Genomic DNA, 21,130 nt, shown 5'->3' with positions numbered 1-21,130 from the left:
GAAGACTGAAGGCCGTTGTTCGGTACGAAGTTCGTAGAACCCGGGCCTGCCAGAGGCGTCGGAGAGCCGATATCGCCATACTGGAAGGTGATGAGTTCAGCGTCACCGGTTGTGCCCCAGACGCTCCCGCCTGAAACAGAACCGAAGTTCGCGTCACCAATGCCGTCACCTTCAATGAGGAGGCCGCCGGCTGGACGGTTTTCACCGACAGAGCCAACCACTGCGTTTGCAGATGCATCAACGCCAGCTGTACCCGCTGTGCTTCCGCCAACAGCTGTCGTCGGGTTGATGTCAACGTCCAGAACAATGCCTTCGTCCGGGCCGTCGCTGCCAACGCCAGGTTCCGGCGCATCAGGAATGCCGTTTACGAGGTTACCGTTCTCGTCAATGATCAGATAGTTCGGGTCGAGGTCCTGAACCCAATGCGTTGCATCGCTCCAGAGGCCGTCGCCTTCGATTGCGCTGACATATTTGTACGGGTTCGCTTCAACGATGAAGTCATAATAGTTGAACAGCGGGTTATAGTAGCTGACATCGGAATAGCCGGATGGAACCGGAGACACGAATGTGAAGCCACCGCTGAGAACGCCGCCAATGATCGGAGCGTCGCCGAGCTGGTCAAAGAAGATCGCAGAACCAGAATCGCCACCTGCTGTGCCGGACTCGTATGGGAGCGCGTCATCAGGGAAGATGTCGTTGGACAGAGAGGTGTTGAACCAGGTGTTTGTGACCGGGTTGTCGAAGTACCACCATGCAACGCCGTCAGTACATGCCCAGTCGCCAATGCCGTCACGGCCACATTCTTCACCTGTACGGTCCGGATTGTCGAAGTCGATCCAGTACATGGACTGGTTCGCGCCCGGAGCATTCGTGTAATATGGCGATGCATCTGTGCCGAAGATGGCGCTGAGGAAGTCGACCTGAGAACCGACCATGCCGATGAGGTTTTCACCAGCCTGACGTTTGCCATCAATGCCCACATCACCGGTGGAGCCGATACCGTGGCCGCCATAACCGACCATGGATACGTGCTCGCCAACGCCAACAGGGCTGAACAGCATGGCGTAGCTCGGCAGATGTGCAAGCGGGTTAGACAGGCTGACCATAGCAACGTCCGCAGCCGGGAAGTTCAGCGCGGAACCGAATGCAGGGTCTGCGTCCGGATGGATGAGTACCTGGTTACCGAGGACGAGACCGTTGCGCTCGTCGATTTCGTAGAAGCTGCTTGCTGCGCCAGTGCTCAGCCAGCCAAACAGGGCGTCAAATGTATCAGGGCCGTATGCGATGATCGGCGAAAGCGCGTTATTATAGTCGTCGTAAAAATAAGATGGATAGTCATTGAAGCAGTGCGCTGCAGATAGAACCGTACGGCCGTTGATAAGAGAACCTGTACAGTTGAATGTGATGCTACCTGTCTGATTGTTCAGCATAAAAATCTGAACAACGCCGTCCCATTGGGTATTGTCGCCATACTCTTCTGAACCAGCAACAGTAACGTCATCGCGAACGGTAAGAGCGTTTGCGGCAGGCGCAAGCGCGACGCTCAGCGCCAGAGCTGAGGTCGTGGCCAAATGAGCCATAAAAGTCTTCGATTTCAAGGTATAATCTCCCCGGATTACAATGCAGGCTGACTTCGCGTCCCGGCAAATCAGCCAATGCGCGATATATGACGGTAATTTCATGGGAACGTCAAAGCCTCTTCGTGCATTAAATACACAAAATGAATCTCTTTACGCAGGCGCTGATGCAAAATAGTTGCAGCCTTCCGTAAGGTGAGCGTGAAAGTGTATTGCCCTGATGCAAAGCCCGACATTCTCCATTATCTTCACAGGCGGGGGTGGCCGTTCGTTTGAGTGCCGCTGGAGAGTGTATCAGGTCTGATGTTCGAGAGTTTTGTGTCCGTGCGTGCACTCGCCAGCGCGTTTGCATTGAGTTTTGTCGCACTGTTGCCAGCGTCAGTCGCACAGGCGGATACCGTGGATATCCGTCGGACGACCGAGTCTAATTATCCGGATGATCTCTGGAGCGCGCTTCGCAATGCGCTGCCGGACGAACGCACGCCTGAAACGCTGTTTGATGCGCGTCGTCAGGCTGAGCGCGCAAGCGGTATCATCAACAACATTCTGAATTCACGTGGCTATTACGCGCCAGAGATCACCGCTCTGGTTGAGACGGGTACGGTAAATTCACCCGTCATCGAGGTGAACCCGGGGCCGAGGTTCCGCATTGCAGGGCTCAACCTCGCATTTGAAGGCCGCAGTGCCGAAGACGACGAAATCCAGGAGGCCATGTCAGAAATCGGCGTCGGCGAAGGCGATATCGCGATACCAGCCGAGATAATCGACGTGGAACGCCAGCTTTCCCAATTCTTCCAGAATGAAGGTTACGCGTTTGCGGATGTATCCAACCGGCGCGTCCGTGGAGACCGTGGAGCCGCAACGCTCGATATCACCTACACGCTCAATCTGGGGGCTCGTGTGCGTCTCGGAGAGACAGTGCTACCGGAAGATTCTGAGACGGATGCGGAGTACATTCTCGACCTGCAACCGTTTGAGCAGGGCGAGATCTATGCGCCGTCAAAGCTGTCCAGTTATGCAGCCCGGTTGAATGAGCTACGCACCTTCCGGATCGCCAATGTCAGATTGTCTGATGAGCCGACGGGAGAAAGCCCGGAAGGCGATGCAATCCACGATGTCGTCGTGACGCTGACCGAACGTGAGCGGAATACGGTCGCTGTCGGCGCCAGCATAGCAACCGACGTCGGCGTCGGTTTCAGTCTTGATTATACGCGCCGTAATTTCACCGGCAGAGGCGATACGCTGACCGCAGGACTTGATTTTGCGCAGCTGGAGCAGGAAATCGAGGTTGAATGGCGCCGTCCGAATGAACTCGGATATGGCCGCAACATCGTGCTTTCAACCAGCCTGTCTAATGAAGAAACAGACGGGTTCGACCGGCAGCAATTTGGTGTGAGCGCGGCGCTCGAGGTCAGCCGGTCACCGGACTTCACGTACACATTCGGCGCGACGGCATCTCTGATCCATGAAAAGGATGACTTTGGCGAGCGTGACCTCCAGCTTCTGGGGGTGTTCCTTGCCGCTCGTCTTGACCGGTCAAACGACTTCCTGAACCCGACGCGTGGCTGGCGTCTTGATGGTCGAATCGACCCGAATGTCTCTTTTGGTGGCGAAGAGAGTCAGTTCATACGGGCTGAAACGCAGGCGCGAGCTTACTGGCCTGTGCTTGGCGATGACGATCTGGTTCTCGCGGGCCGCGTAAAAGTCGGCACGGTTTATGGTGCTGACATTGACGCGCTGCCATCTGATAGTCGCTTCTATTCTGGCGGCGGCGGTAGTGTTCGCGGTTATGGCTATCAGGCGATCGGCCCGAGGTCTGCTGACGATGATCCTATCGGCGGACGCGCGCTTCTGGAGACATCGGTTGAAGCCCGCTGGCAGGTTCGTCCGCAAATCGGAATTGTCGGCTTCGTGGATGGTGGCAGCGTATCACGCACGGAAGTGCCAAATTTCTCAGAGCTGCGCTTCGGCGCTGGTGTCGGTGTACGCTATCTCACACCGGCCGGACCGCTACGGATTGATATCGCTACGCCACTGGACAGGTCAGAGTTTGATGATCCAGTACAGGTCTATATCGCACTGGGGCAGGCATTCTGATGACTGAGACTGCTCAAAAACCTTCGCAGACGCGGCGCATTCCTTTATGGGCGAAATGGCTTGCGGGCGTTCTGCTCACCGTCATCGTGCTACTCATTGCTGCGCGGATTATTGCTGGCAGCTCTGTCGGGCGTAATTTTGTGGAAACCCGCCTCGAGGCTCTGACTTTCAGCGGCCAGCAGATCGAGATCGAGGGTTTCGACGGAGATATTCTGTCGTCGGCCACTATCGACCGGCTCGTGGTGCGCGATGAAGACGGCATCTGGGCCGAGGCGAGAAACATTTCTCTGGGTTGGAAGCCGTTCAATCTAGCCGGCCGCCGGCTGGTGCTGACTGACCTGACTATGTCGGATCTGGAGGTGTTGCGCAGGCCTTTGATTCCTGAGTCCGATGCGCCGGAGGAGGAGCCGTCTGACGGCACGAACCCGCTGCGCTCTGTCACTCTGTCCAATCTGGATATTGACCGGCTCTTCATGGCTGAAGGTGTGGTTCAGCAGGAAGTGGCGGCGTCAGTATATGCGGCTCTTAACTGGACGCCTGCCGTGTCGCGTTTCGACGTAGAGGTTTTGCCAGAGGATGCCGATGGTGATCGTCTCGTCGGTGAAGTTGAGTGGGGCAGGCGCACGCCGCTCTCCGGTGCTCTGGAGTTGAATGGGCCGGCGGGCGGGTTGTTTGCGGCGCTGCTTCAACTCGAAGACGGCGACAGTGTAAACGCGATGTTCAACGCGTCCGGAGATATGGACGCGGTTGATGCGACCCTTACAGCCCGGATCAATGATCAGGACTGGATTGAGTTCGAGACAACGCCGGCAGATGGCCTTCAGGCTGTTACGGCGCGGGTTGAACTTGCGCGCCACCCGGCAACATCGTCACAGATCGTCCGTCTGGGTGATGTGCTCGACTTGAGTGGCATGTTTGCGCTGGACGATCCGCTGGCGACGGCGACACTGACGGCTGAGACGGAAACAATGTCTCTCACGGTATCTGATGCGAATGACGCTGATGATTCCCAGACGGCCAATATTGATTTTCGAGCACGTGATCTCAGCCGCGTTGCGGGGACGTCAGATGTCTCGATTGATGACTTGAGCCTTGTAGGGCAGGTGCAGCGTGGAGGGAGCGCTCTGGCGTTCGATGGTAATATTACCGGTCGAAATCTTGTTGTGCCTGGCTTTAGCGGCAGCTCGCTTTCGGGCCCCGTTGCTGCGAGGTTCGATGGCGGCGTCGTTCACATCGAGCCACAGCTTGAGGTCACAGGCGCGGGTGTCGCTACAGGCGAAGAAGAGGTTGCTCTAAGGTTTATCCGTACCAATGGTATCGCTGATTTTACTCTGGAGACTATGGCCCTCGACCTTCAGCGATTGGCCGTTTCAACACCGCGCTCTTCATTGAATGTAAGTGGTAGCGGGTCGTTCGCAGACGGCATTGTCATCAATCTGGCTGGCGATGTGCGGGCCGGGCTGTCTGAGTTCGGAGTTTACGAGCGCGGTACAGTTTCAGGGCGTTGGGAGCTTCGAAAGAATAGTTCGGCTGCGCCAGCACAGTTTCGCGTGGCTCTGAACGGTCGTGGCCTCGGTGAAGAAGGAAGTGCGGCTTATGATTGGCTTGGCGAATCCGTCGCGCTGAATGCGAACGGTCGCGTTTCCGACAATGGCGCGCTCACGGTGCCATCATTGTCGCTTGTCACATCTGCTTTTGAACTTTCGGGGAATGCCTCGCGAACTGCCGAAGGCATGCTTCGGTCATCCTTTGAACTGGTGACGACAGAAAGCTATCCGCTTGCAGATATGGCGCCCGGTACACGCATTCGGTCGACAGTTTCCGGGCCGATGGAGTCGCTGAACATTGAAGCACTGCTGAATGCGTCTGAACTCGCGCCAGGCGGCGTTGTCGTCGCAGAACCGGAATTCGGCTTCACTGGTGCGTTCTTGGACGGCGTTCTTGATGGCGATATTCTGTTCACCGGTGGTCTGGAAGGCGATCCGTTGCGGCTTGCTGCTACTGCGCGTGTTGACGGCGGGGCGTGGCAGGTCAGTGCAATTGATGGCCAATGGCGTGAGCTCGTTCTCGAGGGAGAGGCTTATGGCGATGGCGGCGACCTTGAGGCCATCAGGGCAGATACGAATCTCGCAGGGCCGCTGCCTGACGGGCTGCCCGCGGAGACGGTCAATCTGAATGCGCGCCTTGAGAGTAGCAACGTCGCGATCACCGGTTCGCTCGAAGGTGTTGAGCTTGGTGCAGTTCAGAATGGTGAACTGACGCTCGATATTCAGGGCGTGCTTGAACAGCTGCGCTATGATATCGCGCTCACTGGGCTCACACTTGTATCCGGTATTCCCCAGGATGTGGATTTGCGTTTGGCGGGCGAAGCGCGCGATCTCGCAGATATGACAAGGTCTGTGTCCGGTGAAATCAACGGGCATCTCGGCCTTGAAGAATTCGGGACTGCGGAACCATTTTCCTTCGCTCAGACTGAAACTGGATATATAGGCGACATCCGCCTCGCCGTGTTTGGTGGGGAAGTCGCCGCCGCTTTAAGTGACAACCCAGAAGCGCGCGCTACGGCTTCTATTGCTTCTGTTGAGTTGCCACGCTTGCTCGTCGCGACTGGACGCGCGCCGTTGGATGGCGCAATCGATGTCTCGGTCCAGTTGCGTGAGAATGGAGACGCTCTTGTCGGAACGATCAATGGCAAAATGGGTGACGTTGCACTGCCAGACTCTGAGATGTCGCCTGTCACCTTCTTCCTGAATGGTGTCATTGAGAACGAAGAGGCGAATATTCGTCTCCGAAGCGCCGATGGTCAGGCTCTGAACGCGCGTTTTGAGGCAAACCTGCCGCTCATTACGAACGCGGCCGGGCTCTCGATTGCTCTCGATGACAGCCGTGAAGGCGGCTTTACGGCAGCGCTTGGCGGACGTGTGGACAATATTGCTGCGCTCGCGCTTCCGGACCGGACCGTGCTTACCGGCGGTATTGATGCCAATGTTACAGGACCCATCCCGTTCCAGCCACAGGCGCTGGAAGGCTATGTCCGCATGGATGATGGTCAGTTCGAACAGGGCGAGTTAGGCGCAGTTTTGCAGGCCATCGCATTCGATATCGGACTTGCCAATGAAACGCTGACGCTAAACCGGCTAAACGCAAATGGCCGAAGCGGCGGCACGCTTGCAGGGCAGGGTAGTTTTTCCCTCACGGGCGCGGGCGACAGTAACCTCAGGCTGGAGGCAGACAGTCTGGTGCTCGCTGACCGATATGAAGGCCGCGCCACGGCGTCAGGGATCTTCGGCATGGAGCTGAACGACGAGACGATTGTCGTTACTGGCGATCTTACACTCGATGAAGGCCATGTCTATCTGGACCGGCTGCCGACGTCTTCAGGTGTGACCACACTTGATGTCAGCTTCGGCGATGAAGAAGAGCCGGAGGTTGATGTAGAGCGCACGGTCGAGATCGACGTGTCGCTCAATGCGCCACGGCGTCTTTATGTGACGGGGCAGGGCATGGACGCAGAACTCTCTCTGGAGTCGCGGATTACTGGCACGCTGTCGGATGTGAGAATTGACGGACGCGCAGATATTGTACGCGGGCGGTTCGAGCTTCTTGGTAAGCGGTTCGAGTTTGTTGACAGTGTAGTCTTTCTGGAAGGTGCGCCTATGGAAGCGCGTCTGGATATCACGGCCGAACGCGAGACGAATGACCTGCTTTCACAAGTGAATATTACCGGCACACCTGCGCGCCCTGATGTGTCGCTCAGTTCGGTTCCAGAATTGCCACAGGATGAAGTTCTGTCGCGCGTGCTATTCGGGCGGTCCCCGTCTCAGCTGACAGGGCTGGAGGCTGCCAGGCTGGCCGCAGCGCTCGCGCAAATGGGCGGTGGTGGCGGATTTGACCTGCTGGGCGGTATCGAGCAGCTCGCAGGGCTGGATGCGTTGGACGTGCGTCAGAACGACTCTGGCCAGTTTGAAGTGTCTACCGGCCGGTATCTTTCAGAAGATGTCTATCTGGAAGTCATGTCCGACGCGCAGGGCAATGCTGGCGTCAGCGTTGAGTGGGAGCCGCGCGAGAATATTTCCGTGACGGCAGACACAACGCCGGGCGAAGGTGAGAACCTCACGATCGAGTGGACGCGTGACTTCGATTGATAGAGGGGATGGGGAGACATTAAGCGGGGGATTGATGCCCGCTGGCCGTCTTAGAATTCGCGTGCGAGGGAAAAGCCTGCGAAGGATTCACGTTCGGAATGGCTGATACCACCCGGCGCAGAGTAAGACGCTTCAGTTTCGATATAGCTGATTGTGAACTGAGTGCCGCCAAAATAGGTCGAAACGCCCGCCTGAAGATCGCCAATCGTGATCTGGTCATCAAGGCTCATCGTCATAGGCGCGCCATCTGACAGCGAGAAGTTATTTGTGCTGACACTCAAAGCTTCGCCGTCTGCGGCTGCGAATACATACCAGCCACTGGTCGCTTCGCCGCGTTCGAACTGAACGACGTTACCAAAGCGGATTTCGGCTGAATAACCTTCAAAGCCTGCGTCATTTGACGAAAAAGCTGTGTAGCGCGGCGACAGATAAAGGCCTGAGCCGTCATTGTCTTCCGGGGCTGAAATTGCCCAGTCATTACGGAAATTCAGCTGAGTCTGCGTGTCTGTTGGTCGGCTTGGCGACAGGTGCAGGCTATTTTCCGTGCCAAAGCCAAAATCAGATGGCAGTGGAGGCGAAATGTCCGCATTCGGTCTGGCAAGGTTGAGTTGCGCAGTGCCGGGGACTGTCGTCGGCTGAATGTTGATTCGCGTGTCAGAGTATCGCGGGGCGGAGATAATACCTTGTTCTTCCTCTGCTGTTGCAGATTGTGCTGTCCAGGCAAGAATGCCGGTGAGAAGAAGAAAGGTTTTTTTCATTCTGATACCGCCTCAACTTATATCACATTCAGTTTAACACTCCAAACTCTACTTGGTTCCGGAGTGTAACGAGAGATTGTGGCGGAAAGACGATTCTGGACCTGGATTAGACTTCGCTAAAATACATCTGGATTTAGACTTTTGATTCGATGAAGATTTGTACTTTACCGGGCCAGTAAAAAGCCCGGCGCGAGGGCCGGGCTGATCGTAAAAGTATTTTTGAGCAGGCCTTAATCGGCGAGGATTGCGCCAACAATAATGCCTGCAACAATGCCTGTTCCGACCGCGGCCAGATAAGCATCGTTATTATGGCGGACCCAGTAATGGCCGGATGGCGGCGCGTAAAGGCCGTAGCGGTGATAGTCGTTAATCCGGTAGCGACCATGATTGTGGAAGCGCGAACCTACACGGTAATAAGGTTGGTAGTTCGGACGGTACCCGAAGCTCGGTGAATAAAGCACCGGCGTGCGCGGGTTCCAGTGGTAGCGCGGCTGGTAGTAGTTGTTGCTCGGGCGATAATTCCGGTAATTATAGTTGTTGTACGAGTAATTATACCCGCGGTTATTGTTGTAATACCGGTTGTTATACTGCCTCTGATTGTAGTGGCGCTGGTTGTAGTTGTTATAGCCGTAATGACGGTTGTTATTGTTGTAACCGTAATAACGATTGTTGTTATGGCGTGAATAATTGTCATGACGACGATTATTGTTGCGGTAGTCGCGATCGCGATGACGATCCCCGCGATAGTCGCGATGGCGGTTGCCACGGTAATCACGGTCACGGTGTCGATCACCGCGATAATTGCGGTCCCGATGACGGTCATTGCCATTATAATGTCGGTCGTTAGTTTGCTGGGCGTGTCCGTTGCCGCGGCCATGCCCGTAGCTCTGCGCGGACGCAGGCATAGCGGAAACCGTGATCATACAGCCAGCCAGAAACGACACGCCGAGGAATTTCAGAGGCTTCATTCGGAGAATCTCCCAGTCTGGGCCCCCACACACATGGATAAAGAATAGTTAACCAAAGTGAACGGGGGCTGAACAGCCCCTTTTTGCAGTCAGGCCTTCTCTTTAAGAAGTCCGATCTCGCGCAAACGTTCCATAAGATATTCGTTCGCAGTGATAGGCCGGAATTTTTCAGGGTTCTCGTCAGACACACAGGAAGGCAGCGCGCGGATTTCTACGTCCGGTTCGAAATGCAGGAAGAACGGCATGGAATAGCGGCCGAATTTCGAGCGTTCCGGCGACGGGTTCACGACGCGGTGGGACGTACTCTGCAGAACGCCATTGGTCAGGCGTTGCAGCATGTCGCCCACGTTGATGACCATTGTGCCCGGAGGCGCGCTGACGGATATCCAGTCTTCTACGCCACGTGGCCGGACCTGAAGGCCTGCTTCATCGGCGCCAAGTAGCAGGGTGATGACGTTGATGTCTTCATGCGCTGCGGCACGTACAGAACCTTCCGGCGGCGGCTCTTTCTGCGCAGGGTAGTGAAGAAGGCGCAGAATTGAATTTCCGTATTGAACCTTGTCCACGAACCAGTCGCGCTCAAGGCCGAGGCCTGTCGCGACCGATTGCAGAAGACGGTGGCCGAGAGCGTCGAATTCTTTGAATATGCCGTTCGTCGCTGCGTCGAAGTCCGGAACTTCCGGAACGCTCGGCGTGTCAGGCATTGTTTCACGGTAAGGGTGGTCTTCCGGCAGCTCGCGGCCTGTGTGCCAGAACTCTTTCAAATCCATGGCCGCAACACCTTTGGCATTTTCCTGACCAAAAGGCGTATAGCCGCGCTGGCCGGCCCCATTCGGGTCGAAATATGTCTGCTTCGTTTCTGCGGGCAGAGCGAAGAAATCACGCGATGCCTGATAGGCCTCATCGATCTTCGTCTGATCGAGGCCGTGATTGGCGATAACGGCAAAGCCGGTTTCCATGAAAGACGCCATCAGCGCTTTCGTAAAATCTGTATCATCAGCGCCCGGCGCTGGCAGGGAAATGGGTTTCAGAGTGTCCATAAGTGAGTCACCTTTTGATTGGCGGGGAAAATAACGCCGGTTTCGGTGTTTTGCTATGGCTTAGTCGTCGCAGGCGAAGATGCCGTTCACCATGGTTTGGTAACGAAATATTCGCCAAATATTAGGCTTCCGGAAACCCAAATAAACAAAGGGTTACTGTTAGTGTTGTGTTGATTTAAATACAGTTGCGAAAAGTAGCTTGGTTAACCAATAAGCAATCTATCCTTGTCTTACTTTCATTGTCGGCAATGACCGACAGGTGATGAAGGATCGCTTTTAGACCTGAAAATCAGGCGAGGTGTTCCGCATTAGGAGAAAGACAAATGGCATTTGCTGAAAGCAAACTGGAAGCCCCATGCGAAGAAATGGGTCCTGAGTCTAAAGGTGAAGACCTTTATCGGATGGGACTGGTTTATTCCACGGGAATGGGCGTCGCAGTCGATTACATCACGGCGCATAAATGGTTCAATCTGGCTGCTCTGCGCGGCTATGAAGAAGCCAAGGCGTCACGTAAAGAACTCGCCGAGTATATGAGCTCGGAAGAGATCGCCGCTGCTCAGAAAGCAGCGCGTGAATGGCTCGTCCTCGCGCACTAAGCGTTTCGAAAAATCTCTACGCAACCGAATGCAATCTGCCCGGTAAGCCGGGCAGGGCACTCCTGAAGTGCCTGTAGTGTTCGGGACGTTAGTTCAGACCGCTGCGCACGTCGTAGAACAGGCTGAAATCAATCGGCAGTGCTTCACGAATGTACTGCTGAATGAACAGATTGTGCTGCGCGATCGGTGAACGCGGGACGTAGATAACGTCATAGCGTTGAAGTGGCCCAAGATTGGCCAGCTGCGGATCATGCCATCCGGAGCGAACATCTATTGCCCAGCTGCTGATTTCGCCGCTTGGCTGACGACGCACCAGAATGACCTGACGCTCGTTCGCGTTGCTGGTGAAGCCTCCGGCCATGATGACGGCCTGAAGCGCATCAATCTGCCCCGGAATCTCGATGATGCCCGGTTGGCCGACCTGTCCACCCACGAATACTTGCTGCGGCCCATACTGCGCGACGAATACGTCCAGGCTTGGATCAACCAGCCTGGAACTCATGGCGCTGTAAATTTGCTGGTTGATTTCCGGCAAAGTCCGGTTTGCGACCATGATCGGATCCAGCAGCGGCATATGAATGCGTCCGTCAGGGCCAACCGTGACGGTTCGAGACAGCTCAGGTGCTGAATATACGGTGATTTCCAGCTGGTCGCCGGGGAAAATCCGATAGTTTGGAAGGCTCGGAGAGTAGGGCTGGAACCCGGGTATACCAGACACTGTAGTAGGCGGGTTACCCTGGCTGGCGCAGGCAGCGAGAATGCTTGCGAACATGATGGCTGCAGAACGTCTCATTACACGGCCTATAAATTTCGAAATCATCGGCAGCATCGTGGTTAATCATCAATGAAATATTAAGGTCAATTTCCGATTTTCGTTTGTGATAATAGCGAGAGTAGGGCCGAATCTAATGGCAGCGGATGATGGATGGTCAAATGTAGCGACTTCAGTCGCCTCATCGACGTCAGCTTCCGCACGTCGTTCCAACAGGCCTCAACTGGATATACCCGAGTATGTTCTGCTGCTCTGGCGCGCAAAATGGGCGATTATTCTTATTGCTCTGCCAATACTTGCGCTCGCAATCCTGTTTGCTTTCATGCTGCCGGTTAAATACGCCGCGACGTCTCGTGTTCAGGTTACCCTCGGTAACGAGCGTGTCTTTGCGCCATTGACGACGGGGGCAGATGCCCAGTCTGCAAATCTCGGTCAGGAAGAGATCACCGGTTCGGAAATCGAGCTGATCTACAGCCCGGTCATCTTTGATCGTGTGCTGCAGGAGATCGGCATGGATGTCATCTATCCTGATGACTATGAGGCGATGATGGAAGCGCCCGAGGAAGATCGTCCTCTGCTGTATGAGCGTACGCTTCTTGGCTTTCAGAAAGATTTTGCGGCCGGCGCAGCACCCAAGAACCCTGTTATCCGGACTTCATACGAACATGAGGACCCGATTGTGGCTGCGCGCGTCCTGAATGCAATTGTGCGGACCTATCTGGAGTATCGCTCCGAACTCTTCCTTGATGACGATGACGGTGTCCTCTCTCAACAGCGCGAAACACTGGCTAATGAACTCTCGGCAGCGGATGCTGCCATTGAGCGTTTTCTGGTAGACAACCGCATCGGCGATTTTGATACGGAAAAAGAATCCGTTGCCTCACTCTATGGTGCGGTGACCGACAACCTGTTTAATGTGCAGGCCCAGCGCAGCGAAGTGCAGGGGCGTCTGGCATCGCTTACAGCCCAGCTTGCACTGACTGAACCAACGATCGATCTTTACGTCGAGACGAACTATCAACAGCAATTGCTGGATTTACAGATCGAGCGTGAGAGCCTGCTGTCTACCTATCTGCCCGGTACGCCGCAAATCGATGCCATTGATCGCCGCATCCAGAATGTCCAGAACCTGATCTCGTCTCAGGGCGATGGCGTCGGCGTAATCCGTCGTGGCCCGAACGAAGTGTTCCAGCGCCTTGATCAACAGCGCGCCGAACTCGAGGCAGAAGCGTCTGCGCTGCAGACACGCTTTGAAGAGTTGCGTCGCCAAAAGAATGAAATTGAAGAGCGCCAGCTCCGGCTGACACGCCTTGAGCCGCATTATCAGGAATTGCTGCGTGACCATTCTATTCTGGAAAACCAGTTGCGGAACCTTACAGTTCGCGAAGGTGATGAACGCCTGATCCGGGAAGTCTCGCGGGCGAACCTTGATAACATCCAGATTCTTGAGCCAGCACGTCCGCCTGCTCAAGGTAAAAGCATGCGCCTGCTCGTGGCTGCTGCCGGCCTTCTGTTTGGCGGCTTTACCGGCCTCATCGTAGCGATGATCTGGATCTTCTCAAAGAATACAATGCCAACAGCTGCCTGTGCATCTCGCACCGTCGGTTTGCCGGTTCTGGCAAGTGTCAGACGTGTGTGAAGGAAGCAGATAGATGATCGACCTTCGCTCTAAAATTACCGACCTAGCCCGTGCGGTTGACCGTATTCCGGGAAGCGATCGCGGACGGTCTGTCATGGTCATTGGTGCAGACCCGGGCAATGGCGCGTCCAGCGTCGCAGCTTCACTGGCTGTGCTTCTCGCGGGGCGTGCTACGCGTGCAGCGTGGCTGATCGACCTCGACCTTCGCGGCAATGGCCAGTTCAATGCCTTTCAACAGCGTATTTTTCCGCGCATCGGGCTTCCGGGCCGGCCGCTTGATGCATCACTCAACGTAGACCAGTTCTATCAGGTGGTGCCTCAGGTGAGGGCAAATGGCGGCGCGGCGCGCGGGCCATTAAAGCTTTTGGGCGCACACCGTGTTGAGCATTCCAATTTGTTTGTGACGCGGTTCCGCACTGAACACATCAAACCGGGCCAGCGCGTTCAGGTTCGCTCTGGCGGCGCATATTGGGATGCGCTGCGCAAAGTGTCTGACTGGGCGGTGCTTGATGCACCTGCACTCGATAGCTCAACCGCCGGGCTTGCACTTTGTCGTTATGTCGACGGTGTTGTCATAGTGATGGAAGCAGATCAGACGACCGCTGAATCTCTCAATGCGACGCGCGATCAGATTGAAGCTCACGGTGGCCGCTGTGTTGGTGTTGTCATCAACCAGATCAGAGGCGATGCACGCTTCGCTGACAGGTTTTCGGGGTAAGTCATGAGCAGGGCGCAGATGCCATTTCTCGCCCGACTGCGCTGGCTGGAAGTGGTCTGCGTGGGCATCAGCTTGCTTCTCTTTTCCGAAGCATTGTTGGGACGTGTTTTTGCGACGCCCGAAAACCCTGAGGGCGGCGCGTTTCTTCGCTTTCTCTGGCTCCCGATTTACGGATTTGGTGCCGTCGCCATTCTGGCGCGGTGGCGTGATTTTGCGGCGATCGTCATTCGCTCGCCAGCGCTTGTTGCGCTGTCCTGTCTGGCCGTGGCGTCAATGTTCTGGTCGGTTGATCCAGGAACATCGCTCCGCCGTGGCATCGCTATTCTCTTCACAACGGTCTTTGGCTTTTATGTCGCCTCTACGCTCACCTGGAAACAGATGCTGCGCGTGCTGGGGATTGTCTGGATCATTCTGGCAGTCGGCAATTTCATTGCTGGTGCGGCCTTTCCGGGGTTTGGCCGCATGCATGAAATCCATGTTGGTGCATGGAATGGCCTCTGGTTCGAAAAGAACGCGCTGGGCGGCTATCTGGCGCGTGCAAGCTTTCTGTTCGCCTTCCTGTTGATGGTCGATAAAGGCAATCGCAGGTGGTGGGGCTTTGGTCTCTTCCTGTCCGTATTACTGGTGCTTCTATCGACGTCCAAAACCTCGCTTCTGGGCATGATGCTCGGGTTTGGAATCATCTTCTGTTATCTCTGGATGCAGCGCGGACGTATCGTCACGATCTCGACGCTGTGGCTCATCGTGGGGCTGACGGGAGCAGGGTATCTCGTACTGACGGTCGCGCCTGAGGCGGTCGTAGCGTTGATCGGGCGTGACCTCTCACTGACGGGGCGTACGGATATCTGGGAAGTGCTGTTACAGCTGATTTCGGAGCGTCCATTGCTTGGCTATGGGTATGGCGCATTCTGGGGGGAGCAAAACGGTCCTGCCTATCAGGTCTGGCTCGCAACCGAATGGCTCGTTCCGACGGCCCACAATGGTATTCTGGAAGTCGTTCTGGCGCTCGGCTGGATCGGCGGCGGCCTGATGATCATCGATTTCCTGATGAACTTGTATCGCTCAGCTTCAACTGTCAGCTCACGGCCAACTTCGCTCTTTGCCTTCGGTACAATGGCGCTGTTCGCGCTGTTCAGTGTGTCAGAAAGTGTGTTCCTGCTTCAGAATAACCTGACATGGGTGACGTATGTTGCCGTAGCCGCAAAGCTGTCTCTCGATGCCAGAAACCGCGTTCGCGCGCGGGCTGAGCAGAAAGAACGGACACGTACTGCGCGTCGGCCGGCAATGGTCTAGCGGGCGTGTGCGCCGTAAAAGCGTTGTTCAAACGGACCAAACCAGAAAATCTTTCCGAGCCCTTGTGCCGTGCGATCAAACCAGAAGGCGCGGTCCGGATGGCGGACTGCGAACATACCAGCTGACATGAGGCCAAAAAGCCCGGCCTGACCGACACCGACCAACGTCCAGAACGCCATGCCCGGAATATCACGTGGCGATTTGCGGGCGCAGATAGTCGTTGGCGCCTGACCATAGGCAAAGGCACGGCGCAGTGTGTAGCGCAGACGCAGGCGGCTCTCTGGCACATGCTCAAAAACGGGCGCTTTGCTCGCCCAGCCGAATTTATGGCCAGCCTGATCCAGCTTGGAAAAGAGGATGTCGTCTTCTCCGCCAGTTTCGTTCGAACGGGTATCGAATAATGGGCCGTCAGAGGACAGCTGATCCAGATCGAATAGCGAGTTGCCACATCCGTAGAACTCGTCGAACACGCCTGTATCTTCAGGACCAATGCGCGAGAAGAACTTCTTGAAATAGCGCTCGTGCAGCTGGTTCTCGTGAGGCAAAGCTGTTTCGACAGGGCCGAAAGTGATGGCCGACTTATGTTCGTCGTAAACGCGGAGCATTTCTGCGAGCCAGTTCGACGGCGCAGACTGGTCATCGTCCAGAAACGCGATCAGGCGGCCGCGTACTTCTGAAATCGCTTTATTGCGCACATTGGCGACGCCAGGCTCGGGCTCTGATGCGTATCTGACCTGAATAGGCGCGTTTCCATATCGCTCGACCACGACACGCGCAGATCGCTCTGCATCATTATCTACGACGAGCAGTTCAGTCTCTTCCGCGCACACGTTTTCCTGTGCCATCACGCTATCAATGGCGCGGGTCAGGCTTTCCAGACGACGGAAGGTCGGAATAACAACAGAGGTACGGATCTCGGTCATGAAACGCTGAACCCCACGCGTTCTGCAGCGACTTTCGGGGTGCAGATTTCGATATCGAGCTCCTCAGCGCGATCCAGAATTCTGCGCAGCTGATCAGGCGTCATGCCATGCTGGCTCGGAGATTCCGCAACATCATGCGTAAAGATAATCATCCAGCCAGATGTTTGTTTCAGGCAATGGAGCGCTGAGTACGCGCGGTCAAAGCTGTGCTGTGTGTGGTCGATTTCGAATGCGCGCAGTTGTGCGCGATCAACCATCCCGCGATTAATTCCCGGAAGAATGCCGCGTAGCGTCAGGAAGTCGCCAGCCAGATGTTTCTTCACATCAAAGCGCGTCTCGCCATACGGATAAGCGAAACTGTCCACGCTGAATGTGTGGCAAATCTCTTTCAGGAGCTCGATATTGCGCTCGACATCGGCCATGACTTCATCATGCTTCGCCTGAGAGCAGTCGAGGTGTGAGTGCGAGTGCGCGCCGATTTCATGACCTGCCGCAAAAAGCTCGGCGATCTGGTCCGGTGTGGAGACCAGGCCCATATGGGAGTCGCGCCCCATCAGACCTGTGGCGATATAATAGCCGCCGCGAACACCATACTCTTCAAGGATACGTGCGCCTGTTTCTGCCGCTGACGTCGGGCAGTCGTCGAAGGTGATCGAAAGAATAGGGCGATCCGTGATGACCGTAGCTGGCGCAGCCTTGCGATACTGCGTCAGGCGTCGTTCGATTTTGGCGAAGAGAGAGCGGTTCGGCTCATAAGGTTTAGGTGCGAGCATGACGGGCTCCTCCATAAACAGCAGCGCGGAAAGTCTTCAGCGCAAGTAAGCGGATAGCGCGGGGCATCAGCCAGACCGGCATGCGGCTGACATAGCGGCTGACCTCGCGGATCAGGAAACGGCCCGGCACCTGGCTGAACATGGATGCCATACGAAAGAGCGGTGTCTGCTCCATCACGTCGGGATGTCGCTCAACGGCCAGCCAGAAATTAGCACCGGATTGTTCGTATTTGCGCAGCAGATCCTGCGCCGTGTCGAGGCCAAGGTGGGTTGCCGAATTGTCGATATGTTCAACCGGATACTGGCGCGATACGCGAATACCCCATTCGACGTCTTCCCAGCCCCAGCCGCTGAAGGCCGGATCAAACGGGACAGCATTCATAATGTCTCTGTGCGCCAGAACATTGCTTGTGAACACATAGCGGCCCGGCTCTTCAGAGCGAACTGAGGCGGCCATGCATTCGGAACGCTCTGATTGGGCGCGGTGCAAATCCGTCTTCGATGAGAACGGCGTCAGCTTCATGGAGAAGCCGCCCACGACAAGACGCGGAGCGGAATCGTCCTGAACGCATTTCAGATAGCGTACGATAAAGCCTTCATCATCGGGGATCATGTCGGCATCGAGAAAGACGAGCCATGGCGCGCGCGAGCTGGCCTGAAGCCGGTTTCGCCCCGCAGAGCGGCCTTTATTGTGCTCGGCTGTGATCAGGCAGGCCGCGCCCGGAAAGGCATCTACGCTCTCTCGCATTGCGTTCGTCAGCGCGATATCCTGACTGCCATCATCATAGACGATAATCTCGACAGCTTCCGCGTAATGACACGCCGCCAGCATGCTTAGGAGCTGGTTGGCGCTATCCTTGTAAGTCGGCACGAGAATGGACAGGCGCGGTGTCACGTCTGTCCAGTTTGCGTTGGTGTGAATGGTTTCGCCGTCAGTCGCTTCGGGAATGCCTGCAGAGGCAGGCTGAGCCTGACGCGCGCCTGCTTCAGCGATCATTCGTGTCATCTCCCAGAAGGCAAGGCGCTGTCATGATCATGATGTAAAGGTCGAACCAGAAGCTGGACCGGTTCACATACTCCATATCAAGACGCACGCGTTCACGAACGAGTTCGGCAGTGTGAACAGGGCCACGAGAACCGTTGATCTGTGCCCATCCGGTGAGGCCCGGTTTGACGCGGTGACGGTGCGCATAGTCACCCACAAGGTGGTGAACTTCGGTCTCTTCTGTGGTCATGCCGACAGCGTGAGGGCGTGGGCCAACCAGAGACATTTCACCTTTCAGCACATTGATCAGCTGTGGCAGCTCATCAAGGCTGGTTTTGCGCAGGAAGCGACCAAGACGCGTGACGCGGTCGTCACCATCAGTTACCTGCGTGATGATGCCTTCTTCGGCTTTGCGATCAGGGCGCATTGTCCGGAACTTCCAGACGCGGATGACCTTGTTGTTGAACCCGTGACGCTTCTGTTTGAAGAAGACCGGCCCCGGGCTGTCCAATTTGATCAAGGCAGCAATGATCAGCATGAATGGCGAGAACGCCGCCAGCATCATCGCGCCAATCGCGACATCGGAAATGCGTTTCACGAAGGCACGACGCGCATCAGCTGGTGCACCGGAAACATAGGCAGCTGGGGCATCGGCAACTTCAGCGAGGCTCGCGCCTTCCGGATTATAGTCTTCCAGATCGAGCAGAAGCACGACACGGTTTGGAAGGTAGCGCAGACGTTCGATCAGCAGACGGACGCGGTCTTGCGCCTTGGACGTCACGGTTACGATGATGCGGTCTACGCTTGGCAGGTTGTCCCAAGCCAGAAGGTCGTCCAGCGTGCCCACAACCGGAACACCATGCATACGGTGCGGCGCACGGCCCAGACGGTCATCAAAAATGGCGACGATATTCAGTTCACGGTCTTCGGAGTTGCGCTCGATCAGACGAGATGCGTGTGCTGTAGCGCCCACAATAACGACGTTCTCCGACAGTCGACCTTTACGGATGAGGTGCTTTGTCCAGCTCACATGGTGGGCGTGTGCAGCGAGTACAAAAACGCCAGCGAGCGTGCCTGTGCCGGCAAAGTACATAAAGTCGCCGCCAAGGCCGATCAGCCAGCTTGCAGACAGAAGTGCTGCCAGCGTCAGGCTGGCACCAAGCGCAACCTTTGCCATGTGATCGAGAATTTTTTCGGTGAATGGAAAGCGGTATGCGCCTGCTGACCACATGCCCCAAACCACCAGCGGCGGTAGCGTCATATAGGGTAGGGCAACGCCGAGCGGCACATCCAGAAATGGTGCGCCCAGCGCAGTGACAGAGATCAGCGCGAGCAGGCAAAGGCCGACAATATCAATGATACGTGCGCCCAGACGGATCGCTTTGCGGTCGATCACGAATTGCTGCTGAAACGGTCGGGCATCTTCCAGACCAGGACGCTTGGCTTCATGCACAGATAAGCGCGCCGGATTGGGCGCGCTCTGTGCCGATGGCTGCGCATCTAGCGATTGTGCCGTCTGGTTCATATGGGTCCACCTTCTCTCCGGCATTGTGCATACCGAATTAGAGACAAGATTGAGTAAGGTGGTTCGGTGAAATTTTATCGAATCTCGCGCAGAGGCGGCTTAATACATCCAATAACCTGCAGCATTGCTTGAATATCCGAGTGCCTCATACGTTGCGTCAATGAGAGACTGACCGCGCGGGTTCAGAAGAATACCGCCGCCCATTTTGTTCATGGAATAGGCGAAGATCAGGTCTGCGTCCGGATCGAAGAAGACGCAGCTACCACCCATGCCTACATGGCCGAACGCGTTGCGCCCGATGATGAAGGATGAATCATGTCCGTGGCGCAGATGGCGGTTGTCCATACTGCACATAAAACCCTGACCGAAGCGGGTCGGGATCATCAACGTGGCGTCATCTCGCGTTGCCGTCGACACATATCCCATCGCGCCAATGCGGGCATTGGAATAGAAGTCAGATGCGTGAGACGGTGAGAGCGCAAGGAAAAGCTGAGCCATGCCGCGTGCGTTAGATACGCCGCCAGCACCGCCGAGATGGGCTGCGCGTCCGTCACGACTGTCAATCTGCAGCGCGCCATTGTTGAAGAAGCTCTTATGCTGGAGCGACTCCGGATCAGTGAGCATTTTCTGCGTGAAAGGAGAGAGCGGTGCGCCCGGTTCGGGTTTGAACGGGATCATAGGCGCGACACGAGGTTCGTGTTCTTCAGGCAATCCAATCCAGAAATCTGTGCCCATTGGTTCTGCCAGTTCTTCGCGGAAGAAATCGCCGAGTGATTTTCCGGAAACACGACGAACGAGTTCGCCGACCGTCCAGCCGAAGGTGAGGGCATGATAGCCGTTTCGCGTGCCTGGTTCCCACCATGGCGTTTCATTGGCGAGCAGAGAGACAGCTTTATCCCAGTCCAGAAGTGCGCCCGGTTCTACAGCGTCATGGAAAGACGCCACGCCCGCTGAGTGGTTCAGCATCATGAGAACGGTCGTATCTTCTTTTCCATTACACGCGTATTCCGGCCAGTAATCAGCAACCGGTGCATTCAGATTGAGTTGCCCACGTTGCACGAGAAGATGCGCGCAGAGCGCTGTGGCGGCTTTTGTGCAGGAGAATACAATAGAGACGGTATCTTTGGTCCAGGGCGTGCCGGTCTTGAGATCGGCTGTTCCGCCCCACAGGTCTGCCAGACATTCCCCGTCTTTATATACGCACAGAGAGGCACCGACTTCGCCGCGCGATTCAAAGTTCTGAGAAAAGGCATCAGCGACGCCGCCAAATTCTGGATCAAATGTTCCATCCACTGCAAAATCGGCTGACATTCTCTGATCT

Annotated in this window: 16 protein-coding genes; 6 read left to right on the top strand and 10 right to left on the bottom strand. The window is 55.9% G+C overall.

What is annotated here, in order from left to right:
• A partial coding sequence (locus tag P1U45_RS14565; RefSeq protein ID WP_301059728.1) for a trypsin-like serine protease occupies positions 1-1,580 on the bottom strand: 1,580 nt, incomplete at its 3' end.
• A gap of 300 nt (positions 1,581-1,880) precedes the next feature.
• Here P1U45_RS14565 and P1U45_RS14560 point away from each other — a divergent pair.
• Positions 1,881-3,674 carry a BamA/TamA family outer membrane protein gene (locus P1U45_RS14560; protein WP_301059727.1) on the top strand — a complete coding sequence of 598 codons (1,794 nt, stop codon included), beginning with the start codon at positions 1,881-1,883 and terminating at the stop codon, positions 3,672-3,674.
• Entirely contained in the window at positions 3,674-7,819 is a 4,146-nt protein-coding gene (locus P1U45_RS14555) for a translocation/assembly module TamB domain-containing protein (RefSeq protein ID WP_301059726.1), read from the top strand. Before P1U45_RS14560 ends, P1U45_RS14555 begins: the two co-directional genes overlap by 1 nt.
• Positions 7,820-7,869: 50 nt before the next feature.
• Here the strand turns inward: P1U45_RS14555 and P1U45_RS14550 are convergent, their stop codons facing one another.
• The 3 genes from P1U45_RS14550 to P1U45_RS14540 all read right to left on the bottom strand — a co-directional run bounded on the left by P1U45_RS14550 (position 7,870) and on the right by P1U45_RS14540 (position 10,585).
• Positions 7,870-8,577: a hypothetical protein gene (locus P1U45_RS14550; RefSeq protein WP_301059725.1), complete on the bottom strand. Its 708-nt coding sequence runs from the start codon at positions 8,575-8,577 to the stop codon at positions 7,870-7,872.
• A gap of 230 nt (positions 8,578-8,807) precedes the next feature.
• Entirely contained in the window at positions 8,808-9,545 is a 738-nt protein-coding gene (locus P1U45_RS14545; protein WP_301059724.1) for an RcnB family protein, read from the bottom strand.
• A gap of 89 nt (positions 9,546-9,634) precedes the next feature.
• Positions 9,635-10,585 carry a 2-oxoglutarate and iron-dependent oxygenase domain-containing protein gene (locus tag P1U45_RS14540; protein ID WP_301059723.1) on the bottom strand — a complete coding sequence of 317 codons (951 nt, stop codon included), beginning with the start codon at positions 10,583-10,585 and terminating at the stop codon, positions 9,635-9,637.
• Positions 10,586-10,908: 323 nt separating this feature from the next.
• On the opposite strand from P1U45_RS14540, the gene P1U45_RS14535 reads away from it, so the two are divergent.
• Entirely contained in the window at positions 10,909-11,181 is a 273-nt protein-coding gene (locus tag P1U45_RS14535; RefSeq protein WP_022695752.1) for a sel1 repeat family protein, read from the top strand.
• A gap of 88 nt (positions 11,182-11,269) precedes the next feature.
• On the opposite strand, the gene P1U45_RS14530 is transcribed toward P1U45_RS14535, so the two are convergent.
• Positions 11,270-11,974, bottom strand: coding sequence for a polysaccharide biosynthesis/export family protein (locus tag P1U45_RS14530; RefSeq protein WP_293608303.1), 705 nt, complete (start codon positions 11,972-11,974; stop codon positions 11,270-11,272).
• Between the two features lie 115 nt (positions 11,975-12,089).
• Between P1U45_RS14530 and P1U45_RS14525 the strand changes: the two genes are divergently transcribed.
• The 3 genes from P1U45_RS14525 to P1U45_RS14515 are packed head-to-tail and all read left to right on the top strand — an operon-like array spanning position 12,090 to position 15,603.
• Positions 12,090-13,592: a GumC family protein gene (locus tag P1U45_RS14525; protein ID WP_301059722.1), complete on the top strand. Its 1,503-nt coding sequence runs from the start codon at positions 12,090-12,092 to the stop codon at positions 13,590-13,592.
• Between the two features lie 13 nt (positions 13,593-13,605).
• Entirely contained in the window at positions 13,606-14,310 is a 705-nt protein-coding gene (locus P1U45_RS14520; protein ID WP_301059721.1) for a hypothetical protein, read from the top strand.
• An 18-nt stretch (positions 14,311-14,328) separates the two neighbouring features.
• Positions 14,329-15,603 carry an O-antigen ligase gene (locus P1U45_RS14515; protein WP_301059720.1) on the top strand — a complete coding sequence of 425 codons (1,275 nt, stop codon included), beginning with the start codon at positions 14,329-14,331 and terminating at the stop codon, positions 15,601-15,603.
• Here P1U45_RS14515 and P1U45_RS14510 read toward each other — a convergent pair.
• The 5 genes from P1U45_RS14510 to P1U45_RS14490 form a co-directional block, all read right to left on the bottom strand.
• Entirely contained in the window at positions 15,600-16,526 is a 927-nt protein-coding gene (locus tag P1U45_RS14510; RefSeq protein ID WP_301059719.1) for a glycosyltransferase family 2 protein, read from the bottom strand. The genes P1U45_RS14515 and P1U45_RS14510 overlap by 4 nt on opposite strands.
• The gene (locus P1U45_RS14505; RefSeq protein ID WP_301059718.1) at positions 16,523-17,299 is read right to left on the bottom strand and encodes a polysaccharide deacetylase family protein; all 777 of its coding nucleotides are present in this window, start codon (positions 17,297-17,299) and stop codon (positions 16,523-16,525) included. The genes P1U45_RS14510 and P1U45_RS14505 overlap by 4 nt, the downstream gene beginning before the upstream one ends.
• A complete protein-coding gene (locus tag P1U45_RS14500) occupies positions 17,286-18,296 on the bottom strand; it encodes a glycosyltransferase (RefSeq protein ID WP_301059717.1) in 1,011 nt (336 codons plus the stop codon). The genes P1U45_RS14505 and P1U45_RS14500 overlap by 14 nt, the downstream gene beginning before the upstream one ends.
• Positions 18,286-19,809 carry an exopolysaccharide biosynthesis polyprenyl glycosylphosphotransferase gene (locus tag P1U45_RS14495; protein ID WP_301059716.1) on the bottom strand — a complete coding sequence of 508 codons (1,524 nt, stop codon included), beginning with the start codon at positions 19,807-19,809 and terminating at the stop codon, positions 18,286-18,288. Before P1U45_RS14495 ends, P1U45_RS14500 begins: the two co-directional genes overlap by 11 nt.
• Before the next feature lie 99 nt (positions 19,810-19,908).
• Positions 19,909-21,120 (bottom strand): serine hydrolase domain-containing protein, encoded by a 1,212-nt coding sequence (locus P1U45_RS14490; protein ID WP_301059715.1) that lies wholly within the window; start codon positions 21,118-21,120, stop codon positions 19,909-19,911.
• Positions 21,121-21,130 lie beyond the last annotated feature (10 nt).

The sequence above is a fragment of the Ponticaulis sp. genome (assembly GCF_029210165.1).
Classification (GTDB): Bacteria; Pseudomonadota; Alphaproteobacteria; order Caulobacterales; family Hyphomonadaceae; genus Ponticaulis.
Note: the sequence above shows the minus strand (reverse complement) of the source record. Positions and strands in the feature narration are given on the sequence as shown.

Coding starts and splice junctions, on each gene's coding strand:
- P1U45_RS14560 (WP_301059727.1), top strand. CDS start 1,881: ATGTTCGAGAGTTTTGTGTCCGTGCGTGCACTCGCCAGCGCGTTTGCA.
- P1U45_RS14555 (WP_301059726.1), top strand. CDS start 3,674: ATGACTGAGACTGCTCAAAAACCTTCGCAGACGCGGCGCATTCCTTTA.
- P1U45_RS14550 (WP_301059725.1), bottom strand. CDS start 8,577: ATGAAAAAAACCTTTCTTCTTCTCACCGGCATTCTTGCCTGGACAGCA.
- P1U45_RS14545 (WP_301059724.1), bottom strand. CDS start 9,545: ATGAAGCCTCTGAAATTCCTCGGCGTGTCGTTTCTGGCTGGCTGTATG.
- P1U45_RS14540 (WP_301059723.1), bottom strand. CDS start 10,585: ATGGACACTCTGAAACCCATTTCCCTGCCAGCGCCGGGCGCTGATGAT.
- P1U45_RS14535 (WP_022695752.1), top strand. CDS start 10,909: ATGGCATTTGCTGAAAGCAAACTGGAAGCCCCATGCGAAGAAATGGGT.
- P1U45_RS14530 (WP_293608303.1), bottom strand. CDS start 11,974: ATGAGACGTTCTGCAGCCATCATGTTCGCAAGCATTCTCGCTGCCTGC.
- P1U45_RS14525 (WP_301059722.1), top strand. CDS start 12,090: ATGGCAGCGGATGATGGATGGTCAAATGTAGCGACTTCAGTCGCCTCA.
- P1U45_RS14520 (WP_301059721.1), top strand. CDS start 13,606: ATGATCGACCTTCGCTCTAAAATTACCGACCTAGCCCGTGCGGTTGAC.
- P1U45_RS14515 (WP_301059720.1), top strand. CDS start 14,329: ATGCCATTTCTCGCCCGACTGCGCTGGCTGGAAGTGGTCTGCGTGGGC.
- P1U45_RS14510 (WP_301059719.1), bottom strand. CDS start 16,526: ATGACCGAGATCCGTACCTCTGTTGTTATTCCGACCTTCCGTCGTCTG.
- P1U45_RS14505 (WP_301059718.1), bottom strand. CDS start 17,299: ATGCTCGCACCTAAACCTTATGAGCCGAACCGCTCTCTCTTCGCCAAA.
- P1U45_RS14500 (WP_301059717.1), bottom strand. CDS start 18,296: ATGATCGCTGAAGCAGGCGCGCGTCAGGCTCAGCCTGCCTCTGCAGGC.
- P1U45_RS14495 (WP_301059716.1), bottom strand. CDS start 19,809: ATGAACCAGACGGCACAATCGCTAGATGCGCAGCCATCGGCACAGAGC.
- P1U45_RS14490 (WP_301059715.1), bottom strand. CDS start 21,120: ATGTCAGCCGATTTTGCAGTGGATGGAACATTTGATCCAGAATTTGGC.